This window comes from Pseudomonas sp. AC169 (assembly GCF_979258515.1).
The window spans coordinates 3,607,145-3,626,639 of sequence record NZ_OZ409866.1; the positions used below are offsets into that span (position 1 = coordinate 3,607,145).

The 19,495-nt window shown below is 58.3% G+C and carries 15 protein-coding genes; 8 read left to right on the forward strand and 7 right to left on the reverse strand.

The features are described 5' to 3' along the window. Window positions 1-35: 35 nt before the first annotated feature. The 4 genes from ACZZ0G_RS16150 to ACZZ0G_RS16165 form a co-directional block, all read right to left on the reverse strand. Window positions 36-1,451: an OprD family porin gene (locus tag ACZZ0G_RS16150; RefSeq protein WP_463556792.1), complete on the reverse strand. Its 1,416-nt coding sequence runs from the start codon at window positions 1,449-1,451 to the stop codon at window positions 36-38. Window positions 1,452-1,626: 175 nt separating this feature from the next. Then, window positions 1,627-3,225 (reverse strand): ABC transporter substrate-binding protein, encoded by a 1,599-nt coding sequence (locus ACZZ0G_RS16155; RefSeq protein WP_463556793.1) that lies wholly within the window; start codon window positions 3,223-3,225, stop codon window positions 1,627-1,629. Window positions 3,226-3,525: 300 nt separating this feature from the next. After that, complete coding sequence (locus ACZZ0G_RS16160; RefSeq protein WP_463556794.1) at window positions 3,526-5,151, reverse strand: ABC transporter substrate-binding protein; 1,626 nt, start codon at window positions 5,149-5,151, stop codon at window positions 3,526-3,528. A 260-nt stretch (window positions 5,152-5,411) separates the two neighbouring features. After that, window positions 5,412-7,013 (reverse strand): ABC transporter substrate-binding protein, encoded by a 1,602-nt coding sequence (locus tag ACZZ0G_RS16165; protein WP_463556795.1) that lies wholly within the window; start codon window positions 7,011-7,013, stop codon window positions 5,412-5,414. A gap of 1,306 nt (window positions 7,014-8,319) precedes the next feature. On the opposite strand from ACZZ0G_RS16165, the gene ACZZ0G_RS16170 reads away from it, so the two are divergent. Continuing rightward, complete coding sequence (locus ACZZ0G_RS16170) at window positions 8,320-8,676, forward strand: DUF6124 family protein (RefSeq protein WP_150650068.1); 357 nt, start codon at window positions 8,320-8,322, stop codon at window positions 8,674-8,676. Between the two features lie 180 nt (window positions 8,677-8,856). Here the strand turns inward: ACZZ0G_RS16170 and ACZZ0G_RS16175 are convergent, their stop codons facing one another. Continuing rightward, complete coding sequence (locus ACZZ0G_RS16175) at window positions 8,857-9,573, reverse strand: SIMPL domain-containing protein (protein WP_463556796.1); 717 nt, start codon at window positions 9,571-9,573, stop codon at window positions 8,857-8,859. 237 nt (window positions 9,574-9,810) lie between these two features. Between ACZZ0G_RS16175 and ACZZ0G_RS16180 the strand changes: the two genes are divergently transcribed. The 4 genes from ACZZ0G_RS16180 to ACZZ0G_RS16195 all read left to right on the forward strand — a co-directional run bounded on the left by ACZZ0G_RS16180 (window position 9,811) and on the right by ACZZ0G_RS16195 (window position 14,387). Further along, window positions 9,811-11,073, forward strand: a complete 1,263-nt coding sequence (locus tag ACZZ0G_RS16180; protein WP_463556797.1) for an ATP-binding protein — start codon at window positions 9,811-9,813, stop codon at window positions 11,071-11,073. Beyond that, the gene (locus ACZZ0G_RS16185; protein WP_003221630.1) at window positions 11,066-11,626 is read left to right on the forward strand and encodes a response regulator transcription factor; all 561 of its coding nucleotides are present in this window, start codon (window positions 11,066-11,068) and stop codon (window positions 11,624-11,626) included. Before ACZZ0G_RS16180 ends, ACZZ0G_RS16185 begins: the two co-directional genes overlap by 8 nt. Before the next feature lie 96 nt (window positions 11,627-11,722). Next, window positions 11,723-13,450: an ABC transporter ATP-binding protein/permease gene (locus tag ACZZ0G_RS16190; RefSeq protein ID WP_463556798.1), complete on the forward strand. Its 1,728-nt coding sequence runs from the start codon at window positions 11,723-11,725 to the stop codon at window positions 13,448-13,450. Between the two features lie 190 nt (window positions 13,451-13,640). Next, on the forward strand, window positions 13,641-14,387 hold the full coding sequence (locus ACZZ0G_RS16195; RefSeq protein WP_422606927.1) for a FadR/GntR family transcriptional regulator: 747 nt from the start codon (window positions 13,641-13,643) through the stop codon (window positions 14,385-14,387). A gap of 7 nt (window positions 14,388-14,394) precedes the next feature. Here the strand turns inward: ACZZ0G_RS16195 and ACZZ0G_RS16200 are convergent, their stop codons facing one another. Together ACZZ0G_RS16200 and ACZZ0G_RS16205 are read right to left on the reverse strand one after the other, a co-directional pair. After that, a complete protein-coding gene (locus tag ACZZ0G_RS16200) occupies window positions 14,395-14,742 on the reverse strand; it encodes a hypothetical protein (RefSeq protein ID WP_463556799.1) in 348 nt (115 codons plus the stop codon). A gap of 172 nt (window positions 14,743-14,914) precedes the next feature. Beyond that, the gene (locus ACZZ0G_RS16205; protein ID WP_463556800.1) at window positions 14,915-15,295 is read right to left on the reverse strand and encodes a hypothetical protein; all 381 of its coding nucleotides are present in this window, start codon (window positions 15,293-15,295) and stop codon (window positions 14,915-14,917) included. Window positions 15,296-15,592: 297 nt separating this feature from the next. Between ACZZ0G_RS16205 and kdgD the strand changes: the two genes are divergently transcribed. The 3 genes from kdgD (at window position 15,593) to ACZZ0G_RS16220 (ending at window position 19,489) form a co-directional block, all read left to right on the forward strand. Further along, entirely contained in the window at window positions 15,593-16,504 is a 912-nt protein-coding gene (gene kdgD / locus ACZZ0G_RS16210; protein WP_016984321.1) for a 5-dehydro-4-deoxyglucarate dehydratase, read from the forward strand. Between the two features lie 75 nt (window positions 16,505-16,579). Further along, on the forward strand, window positions 16,580-18,025 hold the full coding sequence (locus tag ACZZ0G_RS16215; RefSeq protein ID WP_463556801.1) for an aldehyde dehydrogenase family protein: 1,446 nt from the start codon (window positions 16,580-16,582) through the stop codon (window positions 18,023-18,025). Between the two features lie 99 nt (window positions 18,026-18,124). Continuing rightward, window positions 18,125-19,489: an MFS transporter gene (locus tag ACZZ0G_RS16220; RefSeq protein WP_463556802.1), complete on the forward strand. Its 1,365-nt coding sequence runs from the start codon at window positions 18,125-18,127 to the stop codon at window positions 19,487-19,489. Window positions 19,490-19,495 lie beyond the last annotated feature (6 nt).

Genomic DNA, 19,495 nt, shown 5'->3' on the forward strand with positions numbered 1-19,495 from the left:
CGACTCATCATGAGTCAGCCGTCGGTTGGCGTTTTTTACAGGATGTTGAATGGAATCGTGGTCACGAGACGGAACTCGTTGATGCTGCCGTCAGCCTGGTTTTCGCTGGCACGGTGAGCGGTGTAGGTGCCGCGAATCGTGGTGGCTTTGAGTGGCCCGCTCTGCACGGCATAGGTTGCGCCGATGCCGTATTCATAGTGGTGCTCGCCATCCATCGATTGCACGCCGTCGTAGCCGCCACCTTTGTAGTGGGTACCGTCGATGCCCCAGCCGCGCGCCTGGTAGATGTTGAACTTCAGGCCCGGTACACCGTATTCGGCCATGTTGATGCCGTAGGAAACCTGGAAGGACTTCTCGTTCGGGCCGTTGAAGTCCGAGAGCAGGGAGTTGGCCAGGTAGATACCGTTGGTTTCGTGCAGGTAGTCGAAGTACTCGTTACCGTTCACTTCCTGATACGAGAAGGTCAGGGTGTGTGCCAGGTGCGTCAGGCCGAACGACAGCGAGTAGGTGTCGTTGTCGATGTCGCCCAGCAGTTTTTTACCTTCGTCGACCGTCTTGTAGTAGTTCAGGCCGGTGGTCAGGCTGAGGATCGAGCTGTCACCCAGTACGTGGGTGGCGCCGAAGTAGTACTGGTTCCACAGGTCTTCAGCCTGAGTACCCCACAGGCTGGTGGTCAGGCTGGCGAACGGCTGGTACGAGATACCGGCGGTGTTCACGTGGTCAGCTTCGGCGTCGATGTTGCCGTATTCGGAGCGGAACTTGCTGAGGCTCTCTTCGGTACGAGGCGAGACGCGGTCGAAAGTGGCCAGGTCGAACGAGAGGTTGTTCAGCTCTTCGCTGTGGATCGCGATACCTTCGAAGCTCGACGGCAGCGGACGGTTGCCGATCACGTCGACCTGCGGGCTGCTGAAGTTCATGCGGCCGGCGGTCAGGGTGGTATTGGAGATACGTGCCTTGACGTTGGCCAGGCCCAGTTTGCTCCACTGACCGACCGCATCGCCGCCTTCACGGGTCAGGGTACGGTTGTTGCCTGCGCCTGGACGAGTGCCCGGTGCGCCGCCGTTGTTGGAGGCGAGATTCTCGCGGTCACGCTCAAGAGCGATGGCGTTGTAGGCTGCGACTTCGGTGCTGAAACCGACAGTACCTTCGGTGAAGCCCGAGTTGTACTTGATGATCGTGCCTTGCACCCAGTTGATGCGGCGGTCGGTTTCGGCCGATTGGCCGTTCTTGCGATAGGCGAACTTGCCGCCGCGCTTGAGTTGCTCGTTGGCGTACCAGTTACGGGTCGAGCCGCTGATCGATTGACCTTCGAGGAAGCCGGTGGCTTCGGCCTGGGCGCTTTTCTCGTTGACGGTCACTGGAGTGAACGCCTGACTTTGGGTTTCCGCATAAGCCGTGGCGGTGATGCTGCTGATGGCCAGGGCCAGTATCGCGGTGCTGCTCAGTTTCATGGGTGAAGCTCCTTTACTTTCTTTTTATGCCGGCTTTTTTTGGTATGCCGGTTATTGGTTTAGAACTCATTCACACATCGCAAACGTTTGCAAAAGGCCGGATTGGCGAATTTCGGCAAAGCGCTTGCGTGAGGGGATAGACAGCTCCCCTCAGCATTGCGGCTAATCGTCTGGTTTAATCGATACCGACACCCGAGAACACGTTGCGACCGAACGGGCTGACTTTGAAGCCCTCGATCCTCGCGCTTAACGGCTGGTTGACCGTCGAGTGGGCGACAGGCGTGATCGGCACTTGCTGTTTAAGCAATTGCTGAGCCTGTTTGTAGAGGATGGTGCGCTGGTCGCGGTCGGTGACGACCTTGGCCTCTTTGATCAGCTTGTCGTAAGCCGGATCGCACCACATGGAATAGTTGTTGCCGCCGATGGCGTCGCAGCTGTACAGCGTGCCGAGCCAGTTGTCCGGATCGCCATTGTCACCGGTCCAACCGATCAGGCTGATGTCGTGCTCGCCGTTCTTGGTGCGCTTGATGTACTCGCCCCATTCATAGCTGACGATCTTCACTTTCAGACCGATTTTCGCCCAGTCCGCCTGGAGCATTTCGGCCATCAGTTTGGCGTTCGGGTTGTACGGACGCTGCACCGGCATCGCCCACAGGGTGATCTCAGTGCCTTCCTTGACGCCGGCCGCCTTGAGCAGCTCTTTGGCTTTTTCCGGGTTGTAGGCGGCGTCCTTGATGGTGTCATCGTAAGACCATTGGGTCGGTGGCATGGCGTTGACAGCCAGTTGGCCGGCGCCTTGATAAACAGCGTTGAGAATCCCTTGTTTATTCACCGCCATGTCCAGCGCCTGGCGCACTTCGAGCTGGTCGAAAGGCTTGTGACGGACGTTGTAGGCGATGTAGCCAAGGTTGAAACCCGGCTTGGAGATCAGTTGCAGTTTCGGGTCGGCCTTCAGCGCTTCAACATCGGCAGGGCGCGGATGCAGGGTGATCTGGCATTCGCCCGCCTTGAGCTTCTGCACGCGTACCGAAGCGTCGGTGTTGATCGCGAAGATCAGGTTGTCGAGTCTGACCCGGCTCGGATCCCAGTAATGTTTATTACCGGTGTAACGGATGTTCGAGTCTTTCTGATAACTCTTGAACACGAACGGCCCGGTGCCGATCGGTTTCTGGTTGATGTCGCTCGGCTTGCCTTCGGCCAGCAGCTTGTCGGCGTATTCGGCGGACAGGATGGCGGCGAAGCTCATGGCGATGTTCTGGATAAACGCGGCGTCGACGGTGTTGAGCGTGAACTCCACGGTCAGCGGCCCGGTCTTCTCGACCTTGGCGATGTTCTTGTTCAGGCTCATCCCGTTGAAGTACGGGAATTCGGTGGGATAAGCCTTACGGAAAGGTTGTTGGGCATCCAGCATGCGATTAAACGTGAACAGCACGTCATCGGCGTTCATGTCGCGGGTCGGTTTGAAGTAAGGCGTTGTATGAAACTTCACACCTTCACGCAGGTGAAAGGTGTACTTGAGCCCATCCTCGGAAATATCCCACGTGGTTGCCAGGCCCGGAACGACATTGGTCGCGCCTTTTTCGAACTCGACCAAACGGTTGTACAGCGGTTCGGCGGCGTCGTTATCGGTGGCCGTCGTGTATTGCGCGGTATCAAAGCCCGCCGGGCTGCCTTCGGAGCAAAACACCAGACTTTTGCTGGCGGCGAAACTGGCGGACGAGGCGGCCAACAGGCCAGCGCCCAGCAATGCGGAAAAAACCAAGGTATGGCGCATGACGCTCCCTCTTTTTTAGTGTTGTTCGATGCGCCGTCGCCTCATCCGGAGACGTTTTGGCTGCATCGAGCTCAATCCAGTACGTACAGCTAACCGGTGGCCCACGCAGACGCTGGTCAGTACCCGACGGTAGGGGCCGCGGTCCTGGCAGTAAATGCGTAAATGCCTTAAAGCTCGTAGGAAAAGGCGACGCGTCCTATACCGCTGCGGTAATCCGCAGTGGAATTGGCTGTAGGCAATTTCCTAACTTCCCGGCAGGTAAAACAACGGCGACGTTAAAAACGTCGCCGTTGCAGTGCCTTATTTGCTGACGCTGACGCCGTAGAAGGAGTTCAAGCCGAATGGGCTGATCTTGAAGTCCTGCACGTTGGCGCGCATGGGTTGGTACACCGTCGAGTGAGCGATAGGTGTCATCGGGACTGCATCTTTGAGGACGTGTTGCGCCTGTTTGTACAGTTCGGTGCGCTTGCCCTGGTCGGTCGTGCGCTTGGCTTCTTTGACGAGGCCGTCGAACTTCTTGTCGCACCACTTGGAGAAGTTGTTGCCGCTGAGCGAGTCGCAACCGAACAGCACGTTCAGCCAGTTGTCCGGATCACCATTGTCACCGCTCCAGCCAATGATCATGGCCTGGTTCTCGCCACCTTTGGAGCGCTTGATGTACTCGCCCCATTCGTAGCTGGTGATCTTCACTTTCAAGCCGATCTTGGCCCAGTCGGACTGGAGCATTTCAGCCATCAGTTTGGCGTTCGGGTTGTACGGACGCTGCACCGGCATCGCCCACAGCACGATCTCGGTACCTTCCTTGACGCCGGCTTCCTTGAGCAGCTGTTTGGCTTTCTCAGGATCGTACTTGGCATCTTTGATGGTGGTGTCGTAAGACCATTGGGTCGGCGGCATGGCGTTGACGGCCAGTTGGCCCGCGCCCTGGTAAACCGAGTCGATGATCTGTGGCTTGTTCACGGCCATGTCCAGCGCCTGACGTACGCGCAGGTCAGCCAGCGGGTTGGCCTCGTTGCTGCCCTTGACCTTGTCCATCACGTTGTAGGCGATGTAGCCAAGGTTGAAACCAGCCTGGTCAGGCATCTTCAGGGTTTTGTCTTCTTTCAGCGCTTTCAGGTCGGCCGGACGCGGGAACAGGGTGACCTGGCACTCGTTCTTTTTCAGCTTCTGAATACGCACCGACGGGTCGGTGGTGATAGCGAAGATCAGGTTGTCGATCTTCACATCCTCAGGCTTCCAGTAATCCTTGTTGCCGGTGTAACGGATGTTGGAATCTTTCTGATAGCTCTTGAACACGAACGGACCAGTGCCGATCGGCTTCTGGTTGATGTCGGCAGCCTTGCCGTCCTTGAGCAGTTGGGCCGCGTACTCTGCGGATTGGACCGACGCGAAGCTCATGGCCATGTTCTGAATGAACGCGGCATCCACTTCTTTCAAAGTGAACTTGACGGTGTGGTCGTCGACTTTGTCGATCTTGGTGATGTTGGTGTCCATCCCCATGTCGGTGAAGTACGGGAATTCGGTCGGGTACGCCTTACGGAACGGGTCATCCTTGTTAATCATGCGATTGAAGGTGAACAGCACGTCGTCGGCGTTGAACTCACGAGTCGGCTTGAAATACGGGGTGGTGTGGAACTTGACGCCTTCACGCAGGTGGAAGGTGTACGTCAGGCCGTCATCGGAAATGTCCCACTTGGTCGCCAGACCAGGAATCACGGCGGTGCCGCCGCGCTCGAACTGGGTCAGACGGTTGAACATGGTTTCGGCTGAGGCGTCGAAGTCGGTTCCGGTGGTGTACTGGCCTGGGTCGAAACCGGCCGGGCTGCCTTCGGAGCAGAACACCAGGTTAGTCGCAGCGGATGCGAAAGGTGCGGAGGCTAACAAGCCTGCGCCGACTAAAAACGGAATGACCGCGTGTTTAAGCATGTTGGCCTCATGATTTGTTGTCATTTTTTAGTTGTGAGGTACGACCTCGTGAGTCGTGCCTGCGGATACTTATGCAGGGGCCATACCCATTGCAAGATCCAGAGTGACTGCCGGCCTCAAAGCGTGGCACGAACGTACCTTAATGTCGCATCTGTATAACTTCTGACGCATTTGACCGTTTGCGGGTGGTTTTTACGGTGCAAATGAAGCCCCAAAACGGTGCATTGGTCACGTTGTGCGCGCCGCCTTGGGGCTCGGTGTTACTTATTTATACCCACGCCATAGAAGGGGGTTAGACCGAACGGGCTGATGCGGAAGTCGGTGACTTCCTTGCGCAGTGGCTGGAACACCGTGGAGTTGGCAATCGGGGTGATCGGCACCTGCTGTTTAAGGATCAGTTGCGCCTGTTGATACAGTTTTACCCGCTGCGCTTTGTCGGTGGACAACTTGGCTTGTTGCACCAGTTTGTCGTAGGCCGGATCGCACCATTTGGCGTAGTTGCTGCCTTTTACCGCCGCGCAACTGTAGAGCACGCCAAGCCAGTTGTCCGGGTCACCGTTGTCACCTGTCCAACCATAGATCATGGCGTCGTGTTCGCCATTTTTTGCGCGTTTGATGTACTCGCCCCATTCATAGCTGACGATGTTGGCCTTGATGCCGATTTTCTCCCAGTCCTGCTGGATCATCTGCGCCGACATGCGCGCATTCGGGTTCGAGGCGCGTTGCACTGTCATCGCCCAAAGGTTGATGGTTGTACCCGGCGCAACCCCTGCTTCTTTCAGTAGCACCCGTGCTTTGGCCGGGTCGTAGGGAGCGTCCTTGATGTTCGGGTCATACGACCATTGCGCCGGCGGCAAGGCGTTTTGCGCCAACTGGCCGGCACTTTGGTAGACGGCTTTGATGATCGCCGGTTTATCGATGGCCATGTCCAGCGCCTGCCGAACCTTAAGCTGATCGAGAGGTGCGTGGGTGGTGTTGTAGGCGAGGAAACCGAGGTTGAAACCGGCCTGCTTGAGCACGCGCAGGTTCGGGTCTTTTTCCATCACGTCGATGTCGGCCGGGCGTGGATAGCCGCTGACCTGGCATTCGCCGGCCTTGAGCTTTTGCAGGCGAACGGCGGCATCCGGGGTGATGGAGAAGATCAGGTTGTCGATCTTCACGTCTTCGGGTTTCCAGTAGGCCGTGTTGGCGGCGTAGCGGATTTGCGAGTCCTTCTGGTAGCGCTTGAACACGAATGGGCCGGTGCCGATCGGCTTCTGGTTGAGATCGGCGGCTTTGCCGTCCTTCAACAGTTGGGCGGCGTATTCGGCCGACTGCACGGAGGCGAAGCTCATGGCGAGGTTTTGCACGAACGCGGCGTCGACGTTGTTGAGGTTGAAGCGCACGGTTTGCTCGTCGAGTTTTTCTACCGATTTGATTGTGGTGTTCAGGCCCATGTCGGTGAAGTAGGGGGACTCGGCGGGGTAGGCCTTGCGGAAGGCATTTTCCGGGTCGAGGAGGCGCTGGAAGGTGAAGAGGACGTCGTCGGCGTTGAAGTCGCGGGTGGGTTTGAAGTAGTCGGTGGTGTGGAATTTTACGTTTTGGCGCAGGTGGAAGGTGTATTGCAGGCCATCCGGGGAGATGTCCCATTTTGTTGCCAGGCCAGGTTCGATGTCGGTGCCGCCGCGTTGGAATTGGGTGAGGCGGTTGAAGACGGTTTCGGCGGAGGCGTCGAAGTCGGTGCCGCTGGTGTATTGGCTGGGGTCGAAGCCTGCGGGGCTGGCTTCGGAGCAGTAGACCAGGGTTGTGGCGGCGTTTGCTAACGGGGCTATGGCTGTTAGAGCGAGGGAGATCAAGAGCGGTTTCAGGGTGGATCTTGGCATGGGGGCCCCGGGGAGATTGGAGGTGGTTATGTTTTTAGGGTAGCGGGGATTTGGGGGGCTTCGGAAATATCGTTTTTCTTGGGGAGGCGTCTAACTCGGTATATGTGGGGGCTTTTTTCGGGTACATATCCGTTGCTGCGGTAACGGCTGCTTAGGGTTTCGCCCTTACGGCGAGGCACTTTTTCCAGACGCCGAAAAAGTACCCAAAAAGGCTTGCTCCTACGTACGGCCCGCTCGCTGGGGCTCGGGGTTCCTTCGCTCCGGGATCGATCCGGGCGCAGCGTCTACGGTTTGCTTCGCTGCACCTCCTCTCGCTGTGTTTGGCTGCGCCAAACGGTCGCTGCGCTCCCACCCCCGGATCAATCCCTCCACTCAGCCTTCCGACGTCGCCCGTGGATCAAGATCAAAAGCAGGCGAGCTGACACTCGGCCTATTGAGTGGTGAAGAGCGGGGCGTGGTCGGCTTTGGATTTGTGGTGGATTTTCCCCTCACCCCAGCCCTCTCCCGAGGGAGAGGGAGCCGATTTGTGGGCCTTTCAAAATCTGAGTTCACGCGGTATTGCACGTCGGCGTAGCTTCCCCAAACACCTCGGTCAGTCCCCTCTCCTTCCGGGAGAGGGCTAGGGTGAGGGGCTTTTGATCTGTTTCAGAATCTGAGTTCAACACGGCAATCGCACGTCGGCGTAACTCTCCCAAACACCTCGGTCAGTCCCCTCTCCCTCCGGGAGAGGGCTAGGGTGAGGGGCTTTTGATCTGTTTCAGAATCTGAATTCAACACGGCAATCGCACGTCGGCGTAACTCTCCCAAACACCACGGTCAGTCCCCTCTCCCTCTGGGAGAGGGCTAGGGTGAGGGGCTTTTGATCTGTTTCAGAATCTGAGTTCGGCTCGGTATCGCACGTCGGCGTAACTCTCCCAAACACCACGGTCAGTCCCCTCTCCCTCTGGGAGAGGGCTAGGGTGAGGGTTGGCTTTTGGCTGTTTAAATCTGTGTCGAATAACCAGAATCTTCCCACAAGGTTTTCAGGTTGTCCGTCGGACGTCGGCTCTCTAGTCTTTGGCTGTCGCTGAAGACTCAGCGATCGGGAGGTGAGATTCCCGGTTATTGAATTTGGAAACCTGCACAAGCCCCTCCATAATCGCCGCCAGCTCATGCTGTCAGCAGTTTTTATGGCGGCTATGTACGGGCGGACTTTTGTCCGGCCGGGTTGGTTTCCTTACCGGTAATCTCACTCCGTACATAGTTGCCACCTCATTTCTCGAGTGAGATCGGAAATGAATGGCGTCAGTTCATAAGGAAATTTTCCATGGATAAATTGATACCTGACCCACCCCTCGATACCCCACTCGAAGACGCCATCCGCGCCGACGATCAAATCAAAACCCGCGAAGCCATCAAACGCGCCCTGGATTTCTACCTCAGCCCCGACCCGGTCAAACCCCGGCAACCCAGCACAATGTTCCTGATTCAGCCGAACATCGACACCGAAAGCCTGCTGGCGCATGCCTGTGAGTCACTGGCGTCGGCGAACACGCTGACGGGTAACTTTGCCGATCAGTTGGGCCGGCCCGAGCGTAATACGGCGTTGGCGATTCAGCAGATCATCATGCTGGCCGAGCTGGCGGTGAATCGAGCGCTGGATCGGGTTGATCCACAGACATAATCAGTCTGCTCCACCGCGTTATCGTTCTTCGCGAGCAGGCTCGCTCCCACATTGGTATGCGTTCAACCTGTGGGAGCGAGCCTGCTCGCGAAGGCGGCGGATTGTTCGCTATAAATCCCAGACACAAAAAAACCGCCGATCATTCACCGATCGGCGGTTTTTCATTCAGCCCAGATCAAATCATTGCATCAACACTTCAATCGAGCCATCGGCCGTCATGCTGACCTGGCTGGTGCCCGCTTCAACTTCTGGCGTCACTGGCGCCGAATCCATGGCCGCCGCTTTCATCATCATCGGTGCGCGCAGGTACGGTTGTGGATAACCGTTGCTGTTGAGGTTCAGGTTGACGATTTTGTAGCCCTTGCCGCCGAGTGCGTCGGTGGCCAGTTGCGCGCGGTTTTTGAAGGCGGTGACGGCTTCCTTGAGGAGTTTGTCTTCACTGGCCTTGCGGGTCGGGTCGGCGATGGCGAAGTCCATGCCGCCCATTTTCAGGTCGCCCAGCAGTTCGCCGGTGAGTTTGGACAGGGCGGCGAAGTCGGCGCTTTCCAGGCGCAGTTCGGCGCGTTCACGCCAGCCGGTGATCTTCTGGCCTTTGGTGTCGTAGATCGGGTAGCTGTTGCGGCTGCCTTGGCGCAGGGTGATGTCTTTGACTTGCTTGGCCTGGGCCAGGGCCTTGTTCATGGTGGTGCTGACGTCGGCGGCGAGTTTGGCCGGGTCAGTGTTTTGCTCTTCGGTGTAGAGCGTGACGATCATCAGGTCGCGGGCGACTTCCGTGCTGACTTCGGCGCGCAGGGAAATCTGGTTGTAGTGCAGCTCATCGGCGGCCAGGGCTGGAAGGCTGGCGATGCTGCCGACGGTCAGGGCGAGAAGGGCGGCGCTGCGGCGAAATGTGTGCATGAAAGCTCCTTGATGAGGGCGCAGGTGATGGTTCGGGGGCCTGCGTGAAACCATCAGACTCTATAAAGCAGCTTCAAGTTGCAAGCGTCGAGCTGCAAGCTAAAAGCTTTTACTTGTAGCTTGCTGCTCGAAACTTGCAGCTTGTGCGGTGTGGTCGTTTGCCGCACTTTCGCCTCTCGGGGGCGCGGCTTGGTTATACTCCGTGCGATCCGCCTGGAGCGCTCATCAGGAGAGCTCATGCTCGCCCCCGTACAACTGACTTCCGCCACTCGCCAGAACCTCTGGCGGCTGACTTTCATCCGCACCCTGGTGCTCGCCGCGCAGGCCGGCTCTGTAGGCCTGGCCTACTGGCTGCAACTGCTGCCGTTGCCGTGGGTGCAACTGGCGATGACCCTCGGCTGCTCGACGCTGCTCTGCGTGTTTACCGCCGTGCGTTTGCGTACCTCGTGGCCAGTGACCGAACTCGAATACGCGCTGCAACTGGCCTGTGATCTGGTGATCCACAGTGCACTGCTGTATTTCTCCGGCGGTTCGACCAACCCGTTTGTTTCCTATTATCTGGTGCCGCTGACCATCGCTGCGGTGACGCTGCCGTGGCGCTATTCGGTGATCCTGTCGGGTATCGCGCTGGCGCTGTACACCTTGATGCTGACGCGTTTCTATCCGCTGGAAACTTTGCCGGTCGCTCGCGAGAACCTGCAGATCTACGGCATGTGGCTGAGCTTCGCGCTCGCGGCGGCGGTGATCACCTTCTTCGCGGCGCGCATGGCAGAAGAGCTGCGCCGTCAGGAAGAATTACGCGCGATCCGCCGTGAAGAAGGCCTGCGTGACCAGCAATTGCTCGCCGTTGCCACCCAGGCCGCCGGCGCCGCCCATGAACTCGGCACACCGCTGGCGACCATGAGCGTGTTGCTCAAGGAGATGCAGCAGGACCATCCCGACCCGATGTTGCAGGACGATCTGAAGGTGCTGCAGGATCAGGTCAAATTGTGCAAAGAGACATTGCAGCAACTGGTTCGCGCCGCCGAAGCCAACCGGCGTCTGGCCGTTGAGATGCAGGACGTCACCAACTGGCTCGATGAAGCGCTGAACCGCTGGCACCTGATGCGTCCGGAAGCCAGCTACCGCTTCCACCGTCTCGGCCAAGGCACGGTGCCGCGCATGGCGCCGCCGCCAGATCTGACCCAGGCCTTGCTCAATCTGCTCAACAACGCCGCCGATGCCTGCCCGGAAAATCTCAAGGTGACCCTCGACTGGGACGCCGAGAACGTGACCATCAGCATTCGTGACCACGGCGCTGGCGTGCCGCTGGCCATCGCCGAACAGATCGGCAAACCGTTTTTTACCACCAAGGGCAAAGGTTTCGGCCTGGGCCTGTTTTTGAGTAAGGCCAGCGTGACACGCGCCGGCGGCTCAGTGAAACTCTATAGTCATGAGGAAGGCGGCACGCTCACCGAGCTGCGCCTGCCCCACGGCGCCCGAGGAGACCAACATGAGTGACGAAATCCAAGTCGAAGGCGAAGAACTGCCGCATTTGCTGCTGGTCGATGACGACGCAACCTTCACCCGAGTGATGGCCCGTGCCATGGCTCGCCGTGGCTTTCGCGTCAGCACTGCCGGTTCCGCTGAAGAAGGCCTGACCATCGCCCAGGCCGATCTGCCTGATTACGCTGCGCTCGACCTGAAAATGGACGGCGACTCCGGTCTGGTGCTGCTGCCCAAACTGCTGGAGCTGGACCCGGAAATGCGCGTGGTGATCCTTACCGGTTACTCAAGCATTGCCACGGCGGTCGAAGCGATCAAGCGCGGCGCCTGCAACTACCTGTGCAAACCCGCCGACGCCGACGACGTGCTGGCCGCGCTGCTGTCCGAGCACGCCGACCTCGACAGTCTGGTGCCGGAAAACCCGATGTCGGTTGACCGCCTGCAATGGGAACACATTCAGCGCGTGCTCACCGAGCACGAAGGCAACATCTCCGCCACTGCCCGTGCCCTGGGCATGCACCGCCGCACCCTGCAGCGCAAACTGCAGAAGCGCCCGGTTCGTCGCTGAACCTGCGCTGAACGACCATCGCCAGCCCTCGCGATAAAACGCACCGATCATCTATGATCGGTGCGTGTCTGTTCTTTTCTATATCGAGCCTTATCCATGAATCAGAACGCTGAATATTCCGCGGTCAACGATGCTGTGCGCGGGCAGTTTTTTCGCAAGGCGTGGGCGATGATCACGCCGTACTGGCGCAGCGAAGAGAAGGGCAAGGCCTGGATATTGCTGATTGCCGTGATCGCGCTGTCGCTGTTCAGCGTGGCGATCTCGGTGTGGATCAACAGTTGGTACAAGGATTTTTACAACGCGCTGCAGAAGAAGGACGAGGCGGCGTTCTGGCAATTGATTCTGTATTTCTGCGGGATTGCCACGGTGGCGATCCTTGGGGCGGTGTATCGCCTCTATCTGACGCAGATGCTGACCATTCGCTGGCGGGCGTGGCTGACCGAGAACCACTTCAAGCGCTGGCTCGGCCACAAGAACTACTATCAGCTGGAGCAGGGCGGTTACACCGATAACCCCGACCAGCGGATTTCCGAGGACCTCAATACCTTTACCGCCAACACTCTGAGCCTGGGCCTCGGGCTGATTCGTACCGTGGTCAGTCTGGTGTCGTTCTCGATCATTTTGTGGGGCGTTTCCGGCAGCATCGAGGTGTTCGGCATCGAGATTCCCGGCTACATGTTCTGGTGTGCGCTGATTTATGCAGCGGTCGGCAGTTGGCTGACGCACTTGATCGGTCGACGCCTGATCGGCTTGAACAACCAACAACAACGCTTCGAAGCTGATTTGCGTTTCTCCATGGTTCGAGTACGTGAAAACGCCGAAAGCATCGCGTTGTACAACGGCGAGCCGAACGAGAATCGCCGTTTGAGCAGCCGCTTCGGGCTGGTCTGGCACAACTTCTGGGACATCATGCGCGTGTCCAAACGCCTGACGTTCTTCACTTCCGGCTACGGCCAGATCGCAATCATCTTCCCGTTCATCGTCGCAGCCCCACGTTATCTGGCAGGCAAGATCGAACTGGGTGAGCTGATGCAAATCAACTCGGCATTCGGCAACGTGCAGGAAAATTTCAGTTGGTTCATCAGCGCGTATTCGGACCTCGCCGCGTGGCGCGCTACGTGTGATCGACTGTTGAGTTTCCGTCAGGCCATGACTGACAACGAAGAGCGCACGCCGGCCATCGATGTGCAGAATCAGGGCGGCGCGTTGAAGGTGCACAACCTCGGACTGGATCTGGCCGACGGTCGTCATCTGTTGACCAATGCCGACATGATCGTGGAACCGGGTGAGCGGGTCATGCTCAGCGGTCGTTCCGGCAGCGGCAAGTCGACATTGTTGCGGGCGATGGGGCATTTGTGGCCGGCGGGGCACGGCAACATTCGCCTGCCGGCGGCTCGCTATTTGTTCCTGCCGCAGAAACCTTATCTGCCGATCGGCACCCTACGCGAGGCGTTGAGTTATCCACAACCGGGCGACACTTACGCGCCGGAACGTTATGCACAAGTGCTGGAAACCTGCCGCTTGCCGCATCTGGTCGCGCGGCTGGACGAGGCCAATCACTGGCAACGCATGCTCTCGCCGGGCGAGCAGCAACGTTTGGCCTTCGCTCGAGCAATGCTTTATGCACCGCAGTGGTTGTACATGGACGAGGCGACTTCGGCGATGGATGAGGAAGACGAAGCGACGCTGTATCAGGCGCTGATCGACCAATTGCCGGGGCTGAGCATTGTCAGTGTCGGCCATCGCAGCAGTTTGAAACGCTTCCATCCACGGCATGTGCGGATCGACAGCGGCCATTTGGTTGAACAAACCGTGACTGCCTGATCACCGCTAAACCTCTGTAGGAGTGAGCCTGCTCGCGATAGCTTTGGTTCGGTCACATTGATGCTGAATGTGCGGACGTCATCGCGAGCAGGCTCACTCCTGCATAAAGCCATGTGAACCGGTCAGTGATCGTACAACCCGCTTGAGCTATGATGCCCACAAGCCGAATTTTCGAGACAAAGTACACACCATGGAAAACCTGATCGACACCCCGCGTCTCCCGCGCAAGCGCCGCAGCCTGGCCCAGGAATTGGTGACGGTGCTGAGTGAGCAGATCCGCGATGGCCTGCTCAAGCGCGGTGACAAACTGCCTACCGAGTCGGCGATCATGGAAGCCCACGGCGTCAGCCGCACTGTGGTGCGTGAGGCGATTTCCCGTTTGCAGGCTGCGGGCCAGGTGGAAACCCGCCATGGCATCGGCACTTTCGTGCTCGACACGCCGAGCCCGAGTGGTTTCCGTATCGACCCGGCCACCGTCGTCACGCTGCGTGATGTGCTGGCCATTCTCGAATTACGCATCAGCCTTGAAGTCGAGTCTGCCGGCCTTGCCGCGCAACGCCGCAGTGCCGAGCAACTGGCAACCATGCGCGCCGCCCTCGATGCGCTCAACGAAAGCGCAGCGCACGCCAGCGATGCTGTCGCGTCGGACTTTGCTTTTCATCTGGAAATCGCGCTGTCCACCGGCAACCGCTACTTCACCGATATCATGACCCACCTGGGCACCAGCATCATTCCGCGTACGCGGCTGAACTCGGCGCGCCTGGCCCACGATGATCAACAGCATTACATGAGCCGTCTGAGTCGAGAGCACGAAGAAATCTATGAAGCGATTGCCCGCCAGGATTCCGATGCAGCGCGTGCGGCGATGCGTCTGCACCTGACCAACAGCCGCGAAAGACTGCGCCAGGCCCATGAAGAGGCGCAGGCGCAGGGATGACGGGTAATTAACGCTCGAGTTGAACTGTCAGCACTGGCGACACCGAAGTACTACCGGCGCGGGTAACGCTATAGTGAAGCTTGGCGTTTGCACCTGGAACGAGTTTTTTCTCAAAAACATCTTTGGGAATGGCGAAGACGAGTGGCGTTCCTACCGTCGTTGCAGTCAACGTGATTTGATCGTTGAAGCTGTTGCCGGTAGAAGTTGCTACATCCAGCGCAACTACGTCTCCGACAGCTGGGTTTTCGTAGGTCACGTCGCCGTGAGCTTTTCCCTCTAACTTCCCGACATAAAGAACTCCTTTAACTGCTTCTTGCAGTACTGGTGCAGCGAGCGCTTTTACTTGTGCAGTCATGAGTAAATTCCTTTTCGTTATCTCTTCTGACCGTTGTATGGGCGCAAGCGAGGGCTTGCGCTTTCGGAGCCGGTTCGTTACTCCTCAGTAATTAAATGAGTAATCGGAAATAGCTGGCACCTGTAAGAAATACCAGTTCCGACGAACGGTCACCGCTCCCGCACGACCAGGTTCAGCCCTCGATCCGCAATCTCAACACCTGCGAAAACGGCTCCATACTCGACTCATCACAAAACTTGTAGCGCAGTTCAACGTCCCTGTTCAGGTACGGACGCAGAGCCTCTTTAGGCAGTTGCAATTCGATTCCCGTCAGTTTCTCCATCTCGTCTTCAGCATCGTCCCAGGTGCCAGTGTTCACCTCTTCACCTACCCACTCCGGCTCTTCCGGGTCGTCTCCCAGAATCGGGTAGAGGCTCCAGTTCGCCGGGAAATCGCTGGAGTCGGGCACTTGTACGATCAATACATCCGGCAGCAGCGATAGCTGAAGGGTGAGTGGGGCGGAAGGCGAAGCGGCAATGTGCGACAGGGTCGGAGCAGCGTAATTCGGGGACATTTCGGTTTCCTTCGAGTGGTCCGCCACGATCCTTCGTGGCAGTCGTCACACCTTAACCGGCGTTCCCGCACTGCTCAGTAAACGAATCTTGACCAGACATTTCCGCGCTAGAACCCTTTAAACACGGGCTTTTGCGAAGACTTCTGCCAAGCCTTAAACAGTTTTGTCCGACAAAAAAACACCCACAACGATGAAATGCAGTTGACGGTTATTTTTTAAGTTGTACGATGACCTACAACTTCAGCGAAGGCTGAACGGACCAATCACAAAAAACGTTGCTACCAGGGTGTTCGAATAATGAATCCACAAGAACTGAAGTCCATCCTCTCTGCCGGCCTGCTGTCTTTCCCGGTGACCGATTTCAACGCGCAGGGCGATTTCAACCGCGCGGGCTACATCAAACGCCTGGAATGGCTGGCTCCGTATGGCGCTTCGGCCTTGTTCGCCGCCGGCGGCACCGGTGAGTTCTTCTCCCTGGCTGCCAGCGAATACTCGGAAATCATCAAGACTGCGGTCGACACCTGCGAAACCAGCGTACCGATTCTGGCCGGTGTCGGCGGTTCGACCCGTCAGGCCATCGAATACGCTCAGGAAGCCGAGCGTCTGGGCGCCAAAGGCCTGTTGCTGCTGCCGCACTACCTGACCGAAGCGAGCCAGGACGGTGTTGCTGCTCACGTTGAAGCCGTGTGTAAATCGGTCAACATTGGCGTGGTTGTCTATAACCGCAACGTTTGCCGCTTGACCGCGCCGCTGCTGGAACGTCTGGCCGAGCGCTGCCCGAACCTGATCGGTTACAAGGACGGTCTGGGCGATATCGAGTTGATGGTGTCGATCCGTCGCCGCCTCGGTGATCGCTTCAGCTACCTGGGTGGTCTGCCGACCGCCGAAGTCTACGCCGCTGCCTACAAGGCGCTGGGCGTGCCGGTCTACTCCTCGGCGGTGTTCAACTTCATCCCGAAAACCGCGATGGATTTCTACCACGCGATTGCCCGTGAAGATCACGCCACCGTTGGCAAGATCATCGACGACTTCTTCCTGCCGTACCTCGACATCCGCAACCGCAAGGCCGGTTACGCCGTGAGTATCGTCAAGGCAGGCGCGAAAATCGCCGGCTATGACGCAGGCCCGGTGCGGGCACCGCTGACCGACCTGACCGGCGAAGAGTACGAAATGCTTGCTGCGCTGATCGACAAGCAAGGTGCGCAGTAACACCCGACAAAAACGCGGCCGCTGAGTAATCAGCGGCTTTTTGCGTAAAGGCTTTGAGATTTGAGGGCTGCCCCTGTGACAACTGCAAAACGCTACGACAACTACATCAACGGTGAGTGGGTTGCTGGTGCCGACTACTCGGCCAACATCAACCCGTCCGAGCTGAGCGATACCATCGGCGATTACGCCAAGGCTGATCTGACTCAGGTTCACGCCGCCATCGACGCCGCCCGCGCGGCATTCCCGGCGTATTCGACTTCGGGCATTCAGGCTCGCCACGATTCGCTGGATAAAGTCGGTACGGAAATCCTCGCTCGTCGCGAAGAGCTCGGCACCTTGCTGGCCCGGGAAGAGGGAAAGACCCTGCCCGAAGCCATCGGCGAAGTGACCCGCGCCGGCAACATCTTCAAATTCTTCGCCGGTGAGTGCCTGCGTCTGTCCGGCGACTATGTGCCGTCGGTGCGTCCGGGCGTCAATGTTGAAGTGACTCGCGAAGCGCTGGGTGTGGTCGGTCTGATCACCCCGTGGAACTTCCCGATCGCGATTCCGGCGTGGAAAATCGCCCCGGCGCTGGCCTACGGCAACTGCGTGGTGTTGAAACCGGCCGATCTGGTACCGGGCTGCGCCTGGGCGCTGGCCGAAATCATCTCCCGCGCAGGCTTCCCGGCCGGCGTGTTCAACCTGGTCATGGGCAGCGGTCGCGTGGTCGGCGATGCGTTGGTGCAGAGCCCGAAAGTCGACGGCATCAGCTTCACCGGTTCGGTGGGCGTGGGTCGTCAGATCGCGGTCAACTGCGTGTCGCGCCAGGCCAAGGTTCAGCTGGAAATGGGCGGCAAGAACCCGCAGATCATTCTCGACGACGCCGATCTCAAGCAAGCGGTCGAGTTGTCGGTGCAGAGCGCGTTCTACTCCACCGGCCAGCGTTGCACCGCTTCCAGCCGTTTGATCGTCACTGCCGGGATTCACGATAAATTCGTTGAGGCCATGGCTGAGCGCATGAAGTCGATCAAGGTCGGCCACGCGCTGAAATCCGGCACCGACATCGGTCCAGTGGTTTCCCAGGCGCAGTTGGAACAGGACATGAATTACATCGACATCGGCCAGTCCGAAGGTGCACGTCTGGTCAGCGGCGGTGGTGTGGTGACCTGCGATACTGAAGGCTACTTCCTCGCCCCAACCCTGTTTGCCGACAGCGAAGCGTCGATGCGCATCAGCCGCGAAGAGATCTTCGGCCCGGTGGCGAACATCGTTCGTGTCGCCGATTACGATGCGGCGCTGGCGATGGCCAACGACACCGAGTTCGGTTTGTCGGCAGGTATCGCAACGACTTCGCTGAAGTACGCCAACCACTTCAAGCGCCATTCGCAAGCCGGGATGGTCATGGTCAACCTGCCGACGGCTGGCGTGGATTACCACGTTCCGTTCGGTGGCCGTAAAGGTTCATCCTATGGATCACGTGAGCAAGGCCGCTATGCGCAAGAGTTTTACACGGTGGTAAAAACTGCCTACATCGGATCGTAACCCGCTGCACCCGCGCCGGGCCTTCGCCTGAGGCCCTGCGCGGCACAAGACCAAAGAATGTTTTACCCGCATAAAAATAATCAGTGGGAGTACATCTACATGCAATCGTCCAAGCCGACTCACGTCCGCTATTTGATCCTGCTCATGCTGTTTCTGGTGACCACGATCAACTACGCCGACCGCGCCACGATCGCCATCGCCGGCTCCAGCCTGCAAAAAGATCTGGGCATCGACGCAGTCACCCTCGGCTATATCTTCTCCGCATTCGGTTGGGCCTATGTGGCCGGGCAAATCCCCGGCGGCTGGCTGCTCGATCGCTTCGGCTCGAAAAAAGTCTATGCCCTGAGCATTTTCACCTGGTCGCTGTTCACCGTGCTGCAAGGCTTTGTCGGTGAGTTCGGCATGTCCACCGCCATTGTTGCGCTGTTCATGTTGCGCTTCCTGGTCGGTCTGGCTGAAGCGCCATCCTTCCCCGGTAACGCGCGCATCGTCGCCGCTTGGTTCCCGACCGCCGAACGCGGCACCGCTTCGGCGATCTTCAACTCGGCGCAATACTTTGCCACCGTGTTGTTCGCACCGCTGATGGGCTGGATCGTTTACTCCTTCGGCTGGGAGCACGTGTTCATTGTCATGGGCCTGTTCGGCATCGTTTTCTCGGGGATCTGGCTGAAGGTTATCCACAGCCCGCGCCAACACCCGCTGGCCAACGAAGCCGAAGTGCAGTTCATTGCCGACAACGGCGGCATGGTCGACATGGACGTGAAGAAGGGCAAAAAGGCTGACGGCCCGAAATGGGATTACATCCGTCAGTTGCTGACCAATCGCATGATGCTCGGCGTGTATCTGGGCCAGTACTGCATCAACGGCATCACCTATTTCTTCCTGACCTGGTTCCCGGTGTACCTGGTGCAAGAGCGTGGCATGACCATTCTCAAGGCTGGTTTCATCGCCTCGTTGCCGGCAATCTGCGGCTTCATCGGTGGCGTGCTTGGCGGGGTGATTTCCGATTACCTGCTGCGTAAGGGTCACTCGCTGACCTTCGCCCGCAAAGCGCCGATCATTGCCGGCCTGCTGGTTTCCAGCAGCATCGTTGCCTGTAACTATGTTGAAGTGGAATGGATGGTCGTTGGCTTCATGGCCCTGGCCTTCTTCGGCAAAGGCGTTGGCGCACTCGGTTGGGCGGTGGTCTCCGACACCTCGCCAAAACAGATCGCCGGTCTGAGCGGTGGCCTGTTCAACACCTTCGGCAACATCGCTTCGATTACCACGCCGATCGTGATTGGCTACATCATCAGCTCCACCGGTTCGTTCAAATGGGCGCTGGTGTTCGTCGGTGCCAACGCACTGGTCGCGGTGTTCAGCTATCTGGTCATCGTTGGCCCGATCAAACGTGTGGTACTCAAAGAGCCGCCAACCAACGGTGGTGTTGAAGCCAGCGGTAAATTGTCCCAAGCGCATTCCTGAGGAGCG